Here is a 14,729-nt window from a genome sequence, read left to right on the forward strand (position 1 = left end):
CAGGAAAGGGTCGTTCATGACGTTTTTCGTCCTGAACGACCCTTTCCTGACATCGGGCTACCGGCGGTACCGCAGGCCGTAGCCGTACGGGTACAGCGCCTTCTTGCCGTCGCCGACGTTCACCGGCTCCTGCGCCGCGCTGACCGGCCAGCTGAACGTCAGCTTCCCGGTCGGGTTGTAGTCGCCGTAAAGGACATCGGCGACACCGGCGCCTTCGCTGCCCGGGAGCCAGGCCGCGACCAGCCCGTCGAACTGCGGCAGCTGCGCGGCGATGTCGAGCGGACGGCCGGACACGGTCACCACGACGACCGGGACACCGGAACTCTTCAGTTTGGCGATCGTGGCGAGGTCTTCCGCGTCGAGTCCGAAGCCGTTCGGCCGGTCTCCCTGTCCTTCGGCGTACGGCGTTTCGCCCACCACGGCGACGGCGACCTGGTAGCTGCCGTCGATTCCGTTACCCGCACGGTCATAGGTCACCGTGGTTCCCTTCCCCGCCCCCGACTTGATGCCGTCGAGGATGGTCGTGCCCGGGATCACCGGGCCGCTCTGTCCCTGCCAGGTGAGCGTCCAGCCGCCCGCCTGGTTGCCGATGTCGTTCGCGTTCTTGCCCGCGACGAAGATCTTGTTGTTCTTCTTCGCCAGCGGCAGCACACCGTCGTTCTTCAGCAGCACCTGGGATTCGCGGACGGCCTGCCGGGCCAGTTCGCGATGTTCCTTGCTGCCGAACGCCTTCTGGAGCGATCGGTCGGTGTACGGGCGCTCGAACAGGCCGAGCTTGAACTTCTCCGCCAGGATGCGGCGGTTCGCGTCGTCGATCCGGTCGCGCGAAACGCGGCCCGCTTCGACTTCGGCCTTGAGGTACGCGATGAACTGCGGCGCGTCCCACGGGACCATGAACATGTCGATGCCCGCGTTGACCGAGAGCCGCACCTCTTCCGGGGTGAAGCCCTCCTTGCCGTCGATCTGGTTGATCGCGTTGTAGTCCGAGATCACCAGCCCGCGAAACCGCAGTTCCTTCTTGAGGACGTCGGTGATGAGGTACTTCTGGGCGTGCATGCGCACTCCCTGGAAGCTGGAGAACGAGATCATCACCGAGCCGACCCCGCGGTCGATCGCCTCGCGGAACGGCGGCAGGTGGATCTGGCGCAACTCTCGTTCGCTCACCTCGGTGTTGCCCTGGTCGACGCCGTTCGTCGTGCCACCGTCGCCGACGTAGTGTTTCGCCGTCGCGAGCACTGATCCCGGTTTCTCGCCGAGCCTGTGCCCTTGAAGCCCCGTGATCGCCGACGCGTTCGCGATGGCGTCACGCGGGGATTCGCCGAAGGATTCGTAGGTCCGGCCCCACCGGTCGTCGCGGGCGACGCACAGACACGGCGAAAAGTCCCACTGCGGACCGGTTCCGGCGACTTCGAGCGCCGTCGCCCGGCCGATCTTCTCGACCAGGCGCGGATTGTTCGCGGCGCCGAGGCCGATGTTGTGCGGGAAGATCGTGGCGCCGTAGACGTTGTTGTGGCCGTGCACGGCGTCGACGCCGTAGATCGTGGGAATGCCGAGCGGCGTCGAAACCGCCGCCTTCTGGTACGAGTCGACCATGTCGGCCCACCCGGTCGGCGTGTTGCTGGCCGGTACCGAGCCACCGCCGGAAAGCAGGGACCCCAGTTTGAGCGCGGCGGCCTGGTCGGGGGTGACCGCGCCGCGTTCGGCCTGCGTCATCTGGCCGATCTTGTCGTCGAGGCTCATCCGCTTGAGCAGGTCGTTCACCCGCGCGGAGGTCGAAGCGTGCGGGTTCTTGTAGAGCGGTCCCGGAGCTGCGGAAGCCACCGGGGTCAGGGCCGAACCGGCCAGGAGCAGTCCTGCGAGCACTGTGGTTTGCGTCGTGCGAAGAGATCTTCTGACGCGGAGGCGGGGCGACATTGGTTCCTCCGTAGCTCGAACAATCCATATGTTGCGCGCCACAACAAACTAACTCCACGTTCGGGTGTTCCAGGTCACAATCAGGCAACGGCGAGCCGTCGAGTACCTTCCTCACGTGCGTTTCGTTCTCGCGTCCCAGTCCCCCGCCCGCCTCGGTGTCCTGCGTTCCGCCGGCTTCGATCCGAGCGTCGTCGTGTCCGGCGTCGACGAGGACGCGGTCGCCGCGTCGCTGACCGATCCGGCCCCCGAAGAGCTGGTCCGCGCGCTCGCCGCCGCGAAGGCCGAGGCGGTTTTCGAGGCGCTGGGCGGCCACTCCGACCTGGTCATCGTGGGCTGCGATTCGATGCTGTCGATCAACGGCGAGATGGTCGGCAAGCCGATCACGCCGGAAGCCGCGCGCGAACGCTGGGCGTCGATGGCGGGCAAGACCGGTGAACTCCTGACCGGTCACGCGATCATCCGCGTCGAGAACGGTGAGAGGACGAAGGAAGCGTCCGGGACCGAAGGCACCACTGTTCGCTTCGGCACACCGTCACAAGAAGAGATCGAGGCGTACATCGCTTCCGGAGAGCCGCTTCAGGTGGCCGGCGGCTTCACCCTCGACGGGCTCGGCGGCTGGTTCATCGAGGGAATCGACGGTGACTTCTCGAGTGTCATCGGGATCAGCCTGCCGCTGACCCGTCGTTTGCTGACGGAGGTCGGTGTGAGCGTCATCGATCTCTGGACCCGTCCCGCATCCTGAGACGACTCCCACACGATCGGGTGATCCGGAAGAGTCCTGCCTCGCCGAACGTTCTTCACGTTCGGGAAATCAGGAAACCTTCACGCACCGGAGTCGCCCCGTGTCTTTCATTCGGACCTATACAAGGCCAAGGGTCTTCGCGGCGGCGGTCCTCGGCTCGCTCGTCGTGGGCGCCCTGCTCGGCGTCCTCGCCAGGACGACCGAGGCGAGCTGGCTGACCGACCTGCTCGACCAGATCGGCACGATCTTCACGACGCTGCTGCAGATCGCGGTGATCCCGCTGGTCTTCACGGCGATCGTGGTCGGCATCAACAGCCTGCGCAACCTCGGCGGCGGCAAGAAGGCCGCGCGGCTGGGTGGCAAGACCGTCCTGTGGTTCGCGATCACCTCGTTCATCGCGTCGCTGATCGGCATCGCCGTCGCGAAGCTGTTCAACCCGGGCAGCGGCGGCCTCGGCGAAGGCGTCGCCGCGACCGCGAAGAACGCGGACAAGGCCACCAAGAGCGTCGACAACTGGGGCTCCTGGAGCGCCTTCGTCGAAGGCTTCCTGCCGAAGAACTTCTTCACGGCTTTCACCGAAGGCTCGACGCTGCAGGTGCTGTTCCTCGCCGTGATCATCGGTGCGGCGGCCTACAGTCTCGGCGACAAGGCCAAGCCGTTCGTCGACTTCACCACCAGCGTCTTCGAGATCATCCAGCGCTACCTCGGCTGGATCGTCCGGCTCGCCCCGATCGGCATCGTCGGCCTGATCGGCGCCGCGGTCGCGAACTACGGTGACGCGCTGTTCCGCCCGCTGTTCACCACCACGCTCGCGGTGTACGTCGGCTGCCTCGTGGTGCTGCTGGTGGTCTACCCGATCCTGCTCCAGTTCGTGGCGAAGGTCAGCCCGCTGAAGTTCTTCTCGAAGGCGGGCACGGCGATCCAGTTCGCGTTCGCTTCGCAGTCTTCGGCCGCGACGCTGCCCCTCACGCGGCAGTCCGCCGTGAACCTGGGCGTCCAGCCCGCGTACGCCGCCTTCGCGACTCCGCTGGGCAGCGCCACGAAGATGGACGGCTGCGCCGCGGTGTTCCCCGCGATCGGCGCCATCTTCATCGCGAACCTGTCCGGGGTCTCGCTGAACATCTGGCAGTACGTCGGGATCGTCGTGGTCGCCGTGCTCGGCGCACTGGCCACCGCGGGCACCACCGGCTGGCTGACCGCGCTGACCCTGACCACCGCGTTCATCGGCCTCGACGCGCAGCAGGTGGCGCTCGGGATCGCGCTGATCTACTCGGTGAACCCGATCATGGACATGATGCGGACCGCGACCAACGTCGCCGGCCAGATCGTCGTTCCGGTGGTCGTCGCTCGCGGCGAAGGCCTTCTGGACGACGAGGTGCTCAACTCGCCGACAGACCCTTCGCCGACCTCTGACGGCGAAGCGGCTACTGCCTCCGCTAAGGAGCCTGCCGCCGCTGGTGCGTGACGCTTCTGCCGGTCCGTGAAGGCCCCCTTGAGGGACCAGATGTCCGTGAAGGCCTCCTTCCCTACCCTCAAGGTAGTGAAGGAGGCCTTCACTACCTTGAACGCTCCAGGGACCGGCCGCCCGAGTGGTAGCAAAGGTCCCTTGCTCCCCCTCAGGGGCAGGCCCGCAGATCCGCCCTGGTCAGCCGCACATCCGGCCAGCCCCTCAGCTCCGAAGGAGCGGTGTACCGCCGCGTGCACCCCACGGAACCGCGGGCGACGTCGTAGACCTCCGCGAGCACCGGCGCCGCCTGGCACCGCGCCGACCCGGACTGCGCGCCGGGACATTCGTGCCGCACGACGATCACGTCCGCGACCCCGTCGGCGGTGACGTCGTGCAGGGCGATCGTCCCGGCATCGGAGAAATACGGCTTCCCGGTGTCCCGCCAGATCCCGCCGCGCGCCACGAACAGTTCGCCCGTCACACCCCTGCCCGTCTCGCCGCGCACCAGGCACACCGGTGTCGTGCCATCGACACAGCGCAAAGAATCGCCCTTCAGGGTGACCCCGCGGTCGTTGATGATCAGCGGGTACGCGGTGTCCGCGCCGATCCGGACCACCCCCTGCTTCCCCGAGGAGTCGGCCAGCAGCACGACGGGCAGCCCGCCGACGGTCATCGCGCCGATCTCCCGGCAGGCCGAGTCGCCGCAGTTCACCCTGGGCGCGCTCGGGGCGCCATCGGATACCGGAGGCACACCGGGGTCGCCGGCGGGCGTCGGTGCGGCCGGGCGGAGCAGGACCACGGTGACGATCACGCCCGCCGTCACCACAACCGCCAGCAGCGCGGTGAGCAGCACGGATCGTGGCGCCCGCGCTTCCTGTGTCCGCATATCCGAGAGCGTAAGTGATCTAGCGCAGAGTGCACGTCTATGTTGTTCCTGTGACGAACCCCGGACTGCCCAGCGCACTGTTCCTTCCGACGGCGAAAAAGCCGAAGGACTACACGAGCGCGGAGATCGAACTCCGCGCGACCAAGGACGGCCGGATGGCGTTGATCGCCTTCAGTTCCGTGCAGCGTCTGGTCGAGTGCTGCGGGCCGCATCAGCCGTGGGCACTGGTCAAATCCGAGCACCTCGGCCGGGTCCACCAGGCCCAGCCGTACGACCTGATCGTGCTCGATTCCGATCTTCCGGAAGAACTGCGGCACCGCGAAGCCCTGGTGTAGGGCCTGTTAGAAGAACTACGCCACAGTGAGTCGCTGCTATAAACAGTGTCACCGGGTGGCCTTGCTCTCACTAATCAGAGCGGGAACTTCCGTAAACTGCTGCGGAGCCGCATCGGGGCGGCCCGACGTGCGAACGCAGGAGGTACGGCGTGACCGAGCAGGCCGGCACAGGTGGTCCGGTGACCAAGGTCCTGATCGCGAACCGCGGGGAAATCGCGGTACGGGTGATCAGGGCGGCGAAGGACGCCGGGCTGACCAGCGTCGCCGTCTACGCCGATCCTGACCGCGACGCACCCCACGTGCGCCTCGCGGACGAGGCCTTCGCGCTCGGCGGCACCACCGCGGCCGAGAGCTACCTCGTCTTCGACAAGCTGCTCGACGCCGCCAAGCGATCGGGCGCGGACTCGGTCCACCCCGGCTACGGTTTCCTCTCCGAGAACGCGGACTTCGCCCAGGCCGTGATCGACGCCGGGCTGACCTGGATCGGGCCGAGCCCGCAGGCCATCCGCGACCTCGGGGACAAGGTCACCGCGCGCCACATCGCGCTGCGCGCCGGCGCCCCGCTCGTGCCCGGCACCAAGGACCCCGTCGCGAACGCCGACGAGATCGTCGCCTTCGCCGACGAGCACGGCCTGCCGGTGGCGATCAAAGCGGCGTTCGGCGGCGGCGGCCGCGGGCTGAAGGTCGCCCGCACCCGCGAAGAGATCCCGGAGCTCTTCGAGTCGGCGACGCGTGAGGCGATTTCCGCGTTCGGCCGCGGCGAATGCTTCGTCGAGCGCTACCTGGACAAGCCGCGCCACGTCGAGGCGCAGGTCCTCGCCGACCAGCACGGCAACGCCATCGTCGTCGGCACCCGCGACTGCTCGCTGCAGCGCCGTCACCAGAAGCTGGTCGAGGAGGCACCCGCGCCGTTCCTGACCGACGAGCAGCGCAAGCGCATCCACGAGTCCGCGAAGGCGATCTGCAAGGAAGCCGGCTACTACGGCGCCGGGACGGTCGAGTACCTCGTCGCCGTCGACGGCACGATCTCGTTCCTCGAGGTCAACACGCGGCTGCAGGTCGAGCACCCGGTGTCCGAGGAGACCACGGGCCTCGACCTCGTGCGCGAGATGTTCCGCATCGCGCGTGGCGAGAAGCTGCGCATCACCGAGGACCCGGAACCGCGCGGCCACTCGATCGAGTTCCGCATCAACGGCGAGGACGCCGGCCGCGGCTTCCTGCCCGCGCCCGGCACCGTGACGAAGTTCGTCGCGCCGAGCGGCCCCGGCGTCCGCGTCGACTCGGGTGTCGAGTCCGGCAGCGTCATCGGCGGCCAGTTCGACTCGATGCTCGCGAAGCTGATCGTCACCGGCTCGGACCGGCAGAACGCGCTCGAGCGCAGCCGCCGCGCGCTGGCCGAGATGGTCGCCGACGGGATGGCGACGGTGCTGCCGTTCCACCGCGTGATCGTGGACGACCCGGCGTTCATCGGCGACGAGAACGGTTTCAGCGTCCACACCCGCTGGATCGAGACCGAGTTCGAGAACACCATCGAGCCGTTCGTGGCGCCGGAAACCGTCGAGGCCGAGGAAGAGCAGCCCCGGCAGAACGTCGTCGTCGAGGTCGGCGGCCGACGGCTCGAAGTGTCGCTCCCCGGCGGTTTCTCGCTCGACGCCGGTGGCGGCGGGACGGCCGTGAAGGCCAAGCCGCGCAAGCGTGCGGGCGGCACCAAGGCCGCGGTGAGCGGCGACGCGGTCACCGCGCCGATGCAGGGCACCATCGTCAAGGTCGCCGTCGAAGAGGGCCAGCGGGTCGAAGCGGGCGAGCTGGTCGTCGTGCTCGAAGCGATGAAGATGGAGAACCCGGTCACCGCGCACAAGGCGGGCACCGTCACCGGGCTTTCGGTCGAGGTCGGCGCCGCGGTGACGCAGGGCACCCAGCTGTTCGAGCTCAAAGACTGACGAATGTCGTGGTTGACGGGGCCTCGCCCGGCCTATTCTCGAAAGGGTGAGCGAGGTTCCGTCTCCGCGGCTGCGGATCAGTGATCAGGATCGCGAGTCCGCGCTGACCGCGCTCGGCGAGCACATGACCGTGGGCAGGATCGACATCGACGAGTTCGGTGACCGGTCGGCCCGGATCACCGCCGCCAAAACCCGCGGCGAGCTGGCCGAGATCTTCCTCGACCTGCCCGAGCCGCACCCCCGCTACGACGCGCCCGTCGGCGAACCGGAGAAACCGGTGTCGCCGTGGGCGGGCATCTCCCCGACGCAACGCGTCATGGGCGCGCTCCTGCCGATCCTCTTCATCGCCACCATCGCGCTCATCATCACCACCGGCATCACCTGGTGGTTCATCCTCGTCCCGATCGGGATCAGCGCCGTCGGCGAGGGCATCTGGGGCAAGGGCTGGGAGAACTCCCACAAGAAGCTCGGGAAGCAGCGTCGGCGGGAACTCGACGGCTGATCCGCCCGTAGACTCGGGACGTGGGTGCCGAGAGACCGGACATGCGGCTGAGCGACGCCGAACGCCAAGACGCGCTCGAGGCGCTGGAAGAGCACGTCCGCACCGGCAGACTCGACCTCGACGAGTTCGGTTCCCGGTCGGCGAAGGTCAGCGCCGCGAGGATGGCGAGCGAGCTCGAACCGCTGTTCACGGACCTGCCCTCGCCCCGGCCCAGCGCGCTGCTCCCCCTGCCGCCGATGCCCGGCGTCGCGCAGGCGTCCGCGAAGAACGAGGTCCAGCCGTCGAAATGGCTGACGGCCAGTGCCGTGCCGATCGCCGCCGCGGTCGCGATCGCGCTGTTCTTCTTCACCCGCGGGACGTTCCTGGTCTTCCTGTTGCCGTTGGCGGTCGCGCTGATCATGAGCCGCCGTCGCTGACGCTCCGGTTACCCTCGAAGGGTGGAACCGGTGGAGATCAACGCGGGCGAGTACTACCTGCGGCAACTGCGGGCGGACAAGGCCCTCGACGACCGTCCGGCGCTGGTCGCGGCCTTCGCGGACCCGACGCACCGCAAGTACGTCCTGAACTACCGATTGCGGGACCTCGACGAGGCGACCGAGTACGTCGCGCTGCGCGCCGCCCAGTGGGCGGGTGACGAGCGCTGTTCCTGGGCGGTGGCCGAGCCGACGACCGGGGACCTGCTGGGCGAGGTCGGCCTGCGGGATCTCGATCTCGACGCCGGGTACGCGGAGGCGTCGGTCTGGGTGCGCGCGGCGTCGCGGGGCAAGGGGGTCGCGAGCACCGCGCTCAACGCGGCCCTGCGCTTCGGTTTCGGCGGGCTCGGCCTGCGTGAGGTCAGCTACCGCTACGAGGAGACGAACGAGGTGTCCGCCTCGGTCGCCCGCAAATGCGGGTTCACCCTGGTCGGGCCCGAACTGGAGCCGGCCCCGACCGGGGAACGCCTCATCCGCTGGCGCCGCACCGCCTGACCTGCGTTTAGCGGGCTAAACGCGATCTGCCGGTCAGAAGGGGTAGGTGGGCGGCGGGTTCCGGACGGTGACCCACCGGGTCTCGGTGAACGCCTCGATGTTCGCCGCCGCACCGCCGAAGCGGCTTCCGGTGCCCGAAGCGGCGACGCCACCGAAGGGGCTGTTCGCCTCATCGCTGACGGTCTGGTCGTTGATGTGCACGATCCCGGTCGGGACGCGATCCGCGAGCTCCAGTCCTTTGAGGACATCGCGCGTGACGATCCCCAGCGAGAGCCCGTACTCGCTCGCGGTCGCGAGGCGGATGGCCTCCTCCGCGTCGGAGAACCGCACGACCGGCGCGACCGGGCCGAAGATCTCCTCGGCGACCGCGGGTGCCGTCGGCGGCACGTCGGCGAGCACCGTCGCCGAATAGAACAGCCGGTCGTACTCGGCACCGGCGGCGACTCGCGCGCCCGCCGCGACGCTGGCGGTGACCAGTTCGTGGATCTTGTCCCGCTGCCCGGCGTCGATGATCGGCCCGAGCGCGACCTCGTCCTGCGCCGGGTCGCCCACCCGCAACGCGGCCGCCTTCGCCGCCAGCCGCTCGACGAAGTCGTCGTAGAGCCGCTCGTGCACGAGGTGCCGCCCGGTGGTCATGCAGATCTGGCCCTGGTGGAAGAACGAGCCGAACGCGGCGACCCCGGCGGCCTCGTCGACGTCCGCGTCGTCGAGCACGATGAGCGCGGAGTTCCCGCCCAGCTCCAGATGTGCGCGCTTCAAATGCTTCCCGGCGAGTTCGCCGACCTTGCGCCCGGCACCGGTCGACCCGGTGAACGAGATGACCCGGACCTCCGGATGCGTCACGAGTGTCTCGCCGACGTCCGCGCCGCCCGGCAGCATCTGCAGCACGCCCGGCGGCAGCCCCGCCTCCTCGAAGATCCGCGCGAGGACGACGCCACCGGTGACGGCGGTGCGCGGGTCCGGCTTCAGGATGACCGCGTTCCCCAGCGCGAGCGCCGGGGCGACCGAGCGGATGCCGAGGATGATCGGCATGTTGAACGGCGAGATCACCGCGACCACACCGGCCGGGACACGGCGCGCCATCGAGAGGCGCGGCTCTTCGCTCGGCAGGAGTTCGCCGTACGGGCGGCCGGGCAGGGCCGCCGCTTCGTAGCACTCCTGCTCCGCGACGTGCAGCGAAAAGCCCGCGACACCCGGCACGGCGCCGACCTCGCGGACGTTCCACCAGCGGATCTCGTCGGCGTACTCCGACCACAGGGTGGCCGCCTTGCGCAGGATCGCGGCCCGTTGGACGTGCGGCGTCGCCGCCCAAGCCCGCTGCGCCTCGGCCGCCGTTTCAGCCGCTTTCGCGGCGTCTTCGGCCGAGGCGATCCCGATGCTGCCCAACACCGCTCCGGTCGCGGGCTCGGTGACCTTCCGGGTGCCGCCGGTGCCGGGCACCCAGGCACCGCCGGCGAAGATCCGGTCCGTCCACGTCGACGAGTCGAGAAACACCACAAGGCCGCCTTCCGTCTCTGTGCCTGATCAAGGAGCCCGCGACCGCGATCGACGTCGGCAGGGCGCTGATCAAACTTCTCCCGTTCGCGGGCAAGGGCCCTGCCACCGCGATAGCGGGGCCTTCGGCCGCGCGGGCTGGGACGGCCGACGCTATGCCAGATTCACCGGATCAGGCAACGATCTCCGCGCGCAGGGCACACCATGCGGCACGGACGGTCAACTCACCGGCTCGATGATCCCGGAGCGTGCCTCCGGCGCGGCGGAGCGCAACGCGTCGGCGGCCTCATCGCTCGGCTGCGACTGGGACTCCCGTTCCGCGTCGACCCGCGCCTTGTACACCTCGACTTCGCGCTTCTCCTCGTCCTTCGACCAGCCGAGCACCTCGCCCACCAGCGTGGCGACCTGCGCGGCGCAGTCGACGCCGCGGTGCGCGTACTCGATGGAGATCCGCGTCCGGCGCGCCAGCACGTCTTCCAGGTGAAGCGCGCCCTCGTGGCTGGCCGCGTAGACGACCTCGACACCGAGGTAGTCCGGAGCGTGCTCCAGCGGCTTCAGCAGTTCCGGCCGTCCTTCGCCGAGCGCGAGGACCTCGTGCACCATCGAGCCGTACCGGTCGAGCAGGTGACGCACGCGGTACGGGTGCAGCCCGTGCTCGCCGGCCAGATGGTCGGCCTGGTTCACCAGCGCGTGGTAGCCGTCGGCGCCGAGCAGCGGCACCTTGTCCGTGATGGACGACTGCGGCCTGCCCGGCAGGTCGACGGCCGCGGCGTCGACGGCGTCGGCCGCCATCACCCGGTACGTCGTGTACTTGCCGCCCGCGATCGCGACCAGTCCCGGCGCGACCCGCGCGACCGCGTGCTCGCGCGAAAGCTTCGACGTCTCTTCGCTTTCCCCGGCGAGCAAAGGCCGGAGCCCCGCGTAGACGCCTTCGATGTCGTCGTGCGTGAGCGGTGTCGCGAGCACGGTGTTGACGTGTTCGAGGAGGTAGTCGATGTCGTGTTTGGTCGCGGCGGGATGCGCGAGGTCGAGGTTCCAGTCGGTGTCGGTGGTCCCGACGATCCAGTGGTTGCGCCACGGGATGACGAACAGCACGGACTTCTCGGTGCGCAGGATCATCCCCGATTCGGAGACGATCCGGTCGCGCGGGACGACGATGTGCACGCCCTTGCTCGCCCGCACGCGGAACCGGCCGCGGCCACCGGAAAGGCGCTGCAGTTCGTCGGTCCACACGCCGGTGCAGTTGACCACCGCGGAGGCGTGGATCTCGGTCTCGCGGCCGTCCTCGACGTCGCGCACGCGGACCCCGGAAATGCGGTCGGCCTCGCGGAGGAAACCGACCACCTGGGTGGAGGTGCGCACCACGGCGCCGTAGTGCGCCGCGGTGCGGGCGACGGTCATCGTGTGGCGCGCGTCGTCGGCTTGCGCGTCGTAGTAACGGATCCCGCCGATCAACGCGGACCGCTTCAGCGCCGGGACCATCCGCAGCGCGCCGGCGCGGCTCAGGTGTTTCTGGCCGGGGACCGACCGCGCGCCGCCCATCGTGTCGTACATCAGCAGGCCGGCCGCGGTGTACGGACGCTCCCAGACGCGGTGGGTCAACGGATACAGGAAGCTGACCGGCTTCACCAGATGCGGGGCGATCGTCGTCAGCATCAGCTCGCGTTCCCGCAGAGCTTCCCGCACCAGACCGAATTCCAGCTGTTCGAGGTAGCGCAGCCCGCCGTGGAAGAGCTTGCTGGACCGGCTCGACGTTCCCGAGGCGAGGTCTCGCGCTTCGACGAGGGCGACCCGCAGACCGCGTGTCGCGGCGTCGAGCGCCGTGCCTGCCCCGACCACTCCGCCACCGATGACGACGAGATCGAACTTGTCCGCACCCAGCCGCTGCCAAGACTCTTCCCGCTTGAGCGGTCCCAGCCTGGCGGGGCTGTTTTCGGCTTCGCGCTGAGAGCTTGCCACGTGACATTCCTCCTTGTGCCGCTGTGACTCCAGCATCGCACGATCGGCCGCGACCGGTCCGTTATGCGGGTGACACGTGTGGCGTAACCCTCGTCGATCTTGGAAGGATTGGTTCCCGCGATGCCTGGAACGAACAAATACGCGACGGTAACGTGCCACGGACGTGGGTCGGCAAGGGCGCCGTAGCACACCGTGTTCGACCCTGCGCGGAATGTCCAAAGTGGAGGTCAAGCGGTGAGTGTGGGAGCCATATTCGTCTGGGAACTGCTGGGAACGGCGGTCCTGATCCTGTTGGGTAACGGCGTGGTCGCCAACCACGTGTTGCGGAAGAACAACGGCCACAACGGTGGCGTCGTGATGATCACCTTCGGGTGGGCGTTCGCGGTCTTCGCCGGCGCGAGCATCGCCGCGCCGAGCGGCGCGCACCTGAACCCCGCCGTGACGCTGGGCCTCGCCATCGCGGACAAGACGAAGTGGGCGGACGTCCCGATCTACTTCGCCGGGCAGATGGTCGGCGCGATCCTCGGCGCCGTGCTCTGCTGGGCCGCCTACAAACTGCAGTTCGACGACCACCCGCAGCGCGACGAGACGCTCGGCATCTTCTCGACCGCGCCACAGATCCCGAACAAGGCGTGGAACCTCGTCACCGAGATCATCGGTACCTTCGTGCTGGTCGCGTGGATCCTGCTCAGCCCGGTCTACGCCAACGCCACCGGTGAGGGCGGGACGCCTCAGTTCGGCAACTCCGCGCTCGGCTACGCGGGTGTGGCGTTCGTCGTGCTGGTCATCGGCCAGTCCCTCGGTGGCCCGACCGGGTACGCCATCAACCCGGCCCGGGACCTCGGCCCGCGCATCGCGTACGCGTTCCTGCTGCCCATCAAGAACAAGGCCAACCCGAACTGGGGCTACTCCTGGGTCCCGGTCGCCGGCCCGCTGGTCGGCGGTGCCCTGGCCGCCCTGCTCTTCCTCGCCGTCCACAACCTCACCTGAGACTGGAGTTCTAGATGACTTCGTACGTAGCCGCGATCGACCAGGGCACCACGTCGACCCGCTGCATGATCTTCGACCACTCCGGCCGGGTGGTCGCCGTGGACCAGCGGGAACACGAGCAGATCTTCCCGAAGGCGGGCTGGGTCGAGCACAACGCCGAAGAGATCTGGGAGAACACGCGAGCCGTCGCCGCGGGCGCGCTGGCCAAGGGCGACCTGGTCGCGAGCGACATCGTCGCCGTCGGCATCACCAACCAGCGCGAGACCACGCTGGTCTGGGACCGCACCACCGGCAAGCCGGTGTACAACGCGATCGTGTGGCAGGACACCCGCACCGACAAGATCGTGGCCGACCTCGGCGCGCTCGGCGGCGGGCAGGAGCGCTACCGCGCGAAGGTGGGCCTGCCGCTGGCGACCTACTTCTCCGGGCCGAAGATCAAGTGGATCCTCGACAACGTCGACGGCGCCCGCGCCAAGGCCGAAGCCGGGGACCTGATCTTCGGCAACATGGACACCTGGGTGCTGTGGAACATGACCGGCGGGGTCGACGGCGGCGTGCACGTCACCGACCCGACCAACGCGTCACGGACCATGCTGATGGACCTCGACACGCTCGCCTGGGACGCCGAGATCGCCGAGGAGATGACGATCCCGCTGTCGATGCTCCCGGAGATCCGGTCGTCTTCGGAGACCTACGGCAAGGTCCGGGAGAAGGGCGCGCTGGCCGGGGTCCCGATCTCGGGCATCCTGGGCGACCAGCAGGCGGCGACCTTCGGGCAGGCGTGCCTGTCGCCGGGTGAAGCCAAGAACACCTACGGCACCGGCAACTTCATGCTGCTCAACACCGGTACCGAGAAGGTCATGTCGGACAACGGGCTGCTCACCACGGTCTGCTACAAGATCGGCTCGAACGACACGGTGTACGCGCTCGAAGGCTCGATCGCGGTCACCGGTTCGCTCGTGCAGTGGCTGCGGGACAACCTCGGCCTGATCGGCTCCGCGGCCGAGGTCGAGCAGCACGCCCGGACCGTCGAAGACAACGGTGGCGCCTACTTCGTGCCGGCGTTCTCGGGCCTCTTCGCGCCGTACTGGCGCTCCGACGCCCGCGGCGCGATCGTCGGCCTCACCCGGTTCGTCAACAAGGGTCACATCGCGCGGGCGGTCCTGGAGGCGACGGCGTTCCAGTCGCGCGAGGTCATCGACGCGATGAACGCCGACTCCGGTGTCCCGCTGAAGTCGCTGAAGGTCGACGGCGGCATGGTCGTCAACGAGCTGCTCATGCAGTTCCAGGCCGACATCCTCGGTGTGCCGGTGATCCGGCCGGTGGTCAACGAGACCACCGCGCTCGGCGCGGCCTACGCGGCCGGTCTCGCGGTGGGCTTCTGGAAGAGCGAGGACGACATCCGCAACAACTGGGCGCAGGACAAGCAGTGGGACCCGTCGATGGACGAGACCCGCCGCGAGTCGGAGTACCGGAACTGGAAGAAGGCGGTCACGAAGACCTTCGACTGGGTGGACGAAGACTGACCTGCGGTTTCGCGCGTGAAGGCCCC

13 protein-coding genes are annotated in these 14,729 nt (G+C 68.7%); 9 read left to right on the forward strand and 4 right to left on the reverse strand.

Annotated features, from left to right (window positions below; translation table 11 throughout):
* Positions 1-57: 57 nt before the first annotated feature.
* Positions 58-1,863: a glycoside hydrolase family 3 protein gene (locus AVR91_RS27255; protein ID WP_063272341.1), complete on the reverse strand. Its 1,806-nt coding sequence runs from the start codon at positions 1,861-1,863 to the stop codon at positions 58-60.
* Positions 1,864-2,029: 166 nt separating this feature from the next.
* Between AVR91_RS27255 and AVR91_RS27260 the strand changes: the two genes are divergently transcribed.
* Positions 2,030-2,656 carry a Maf family protein gene (locus AVR91_RS27260; RefSeq protein ID WP_016331332.1) on the forward strand — a complete coding sequence of 209 codons (627 nt, stop codon included), beginning with the start codon at positions 2,030-2,032 and terminating at the stop codon, positions 2,654-2,656.
* 100 nt (positions 2,657-2,756) lie between these two features.
* On the forward strand, positions 2,757-4,121 hold the full coding sequence (locus AVR91_RS27265; RefSeq protein WP_063272340.1) for a dicarboxylate/amino acid:cation symporter: 1,365 nt from the start codon (positions 2,757-2,759) through the stop codon (positions 4,119-4,121).
* A gap of 151 nt (positions 4,122-4,272) precedes the next feature.
* Here AVR91_RS27265 and AVR91_RS27270 read toward each other — a convergent pair whose 3' ends face one another.
* Positions 4,273-4,956: a hypothetical protein gene (locus AVR91_RS27270; RefSeq protein ID WP_083737752.1), complete on the reverse strand. Its 684-nt coding sequence runs from the start codon at positions 4,954-4,956 to the stop codon at positions 4,273-4,275.
* Positions 4,957-5,039: 83 nt separating this feature from the next.
* On the opposite strand from AVR91_RS27270, the gene AVR91_RS27275 reads away from it, so the two are divergent.
* The 5 genes from AVR91_RS27275 (at position 5,040) to AVR91_RS27295 (ending at position 8,734) form a co-directional block, all read left to right on the forward strand.
* A complete protein-coding gene (locus AVR91_RS27275; protein ID WP_063272338.1) occupies positions 5,040-5,324 on the forward strand; it encodes an SAV_915 family protein in 285 nt (94 codons plus the stop codon).
* Between the two features lie 149 nt (positions 5,325-5,473).
* Positions 5,474-7,264 (forward strand): acetyl/propionyl/methylcrotonyl-CoA carboxylase subunit alpha, encoded by a 1,791-nt coding sequence (locus AVR91_RS27280; protein ID WP_063272337.1) that lies wholly within the window; start codon positions 5,474-5,476, stop codon positions 7,262-7,264.
* Positions 7,265-7,310: 46 nt separating this feature from the next.
* On the forward strand, positions 7,311-7,766 hold the full coding sequence (locus AVR91_RS27285; RefSeq protein WP_063272336.1) for a DUF1707 SHOCT-like domain-containing protein: 456 nt from the start codon (positions 7,311-7,313) through the stop codon (positions 7,764-7,766).
* A 41-nt stretch (positions 7,767-7,807) separates the two neighbouring features.
* Positions 7,808-8,182, forward strand: coding sequence for a DUF1707 SHOCT-like domain-containing protein (locus AVR91_RS27290; RefSeq protein WP_007031946.1), 375 nt, complete (start codon positions 7,808-7,810; stop codon positions 8,180-8,182).
* A gap of 21 nt (positions 8,183-8,203) precedes the next feature.
* Complete coding sequence (locus AVR91_RS27295; RefSeq protein ID WP_123798275.1) at positions 8,204-8,734, forward strand: GNAT family N-acetyltransferase; 531 nt, start codon at positions 8,204-8,206, stop codon at positions 8,732-8,734.
* 33 nt (positions 8,735-8,767) lie between these two features.
* Here the strand turns inward: AVR91_RS27295 and AVR91_RS27300 are convergent, their stop codons facing one another.
* Both AVR91_RS27300 and AVR91_RS27305 read right to left on the reverse strand, forming a co-directional pair.
* Entirely contained in the window at positions 8,768-10,231 is a 1,464-nt protein-coding gene (locus AVR91_RS27300; protein WP_063272335.1) for an aldehyde dehydrogenase family protein, read from the reverse strand.
* Between the two features lie 216 nt (positions 10,232-10,447).
* Complete coding sequence (locus tag AVR91_RS27305) at positions 10,448-12,187, reverse strand: glycerol-3-phosphate dehydrogenase/oxidase (RefSeq protein WP_063272334.1); 1,740 nt, start codon at positions 12,185-12,187, stop codon at positions 10,448-10,450.
* Positions 12,188-12,421: 234 nt separating this feature from the next.
* On the opposite strand from AVR91_RS27305, the gene AVR91_RS27310 reads away from it, so the two are divergent.
* Positions 12,422-13,177: an MIP/aquaporin family protein gene (locus AVR91_RS27310; RefSeq protein WP_172843533.1), complete on the forward strand. Its 756-nt coding sequence runs from the start codon at positions 12,422-12,424 to the stop codon at positions 13,175-13,177.
* 14 nt (positions 13,178-13,191) lie between these two features.
* Positions 13,192-14,703, forward strand: coding sequence for a glycerol kinase GlpK (gene glpK, locus AVR91_RS27315; protein ID WP_037332341.1), 1,512 nt, complete (start codon positions 13,192-13,194; stop codon positions 14,701-14,703).
* Positions 14,704-14,729: the final 26 nt, after the last annotated feature.

This window comes from Amycolatopsis keratiniphila subsp. keratiniphila (assembly GCF_001620365.2).
Taxonomy (GTDB): Bacteria; Actinomycetota; Actinomycetes; order Mycobacteriales; family Pseudonocardiaceae; genus Amycolatopsis; species Amycolatopsis keratiniphila.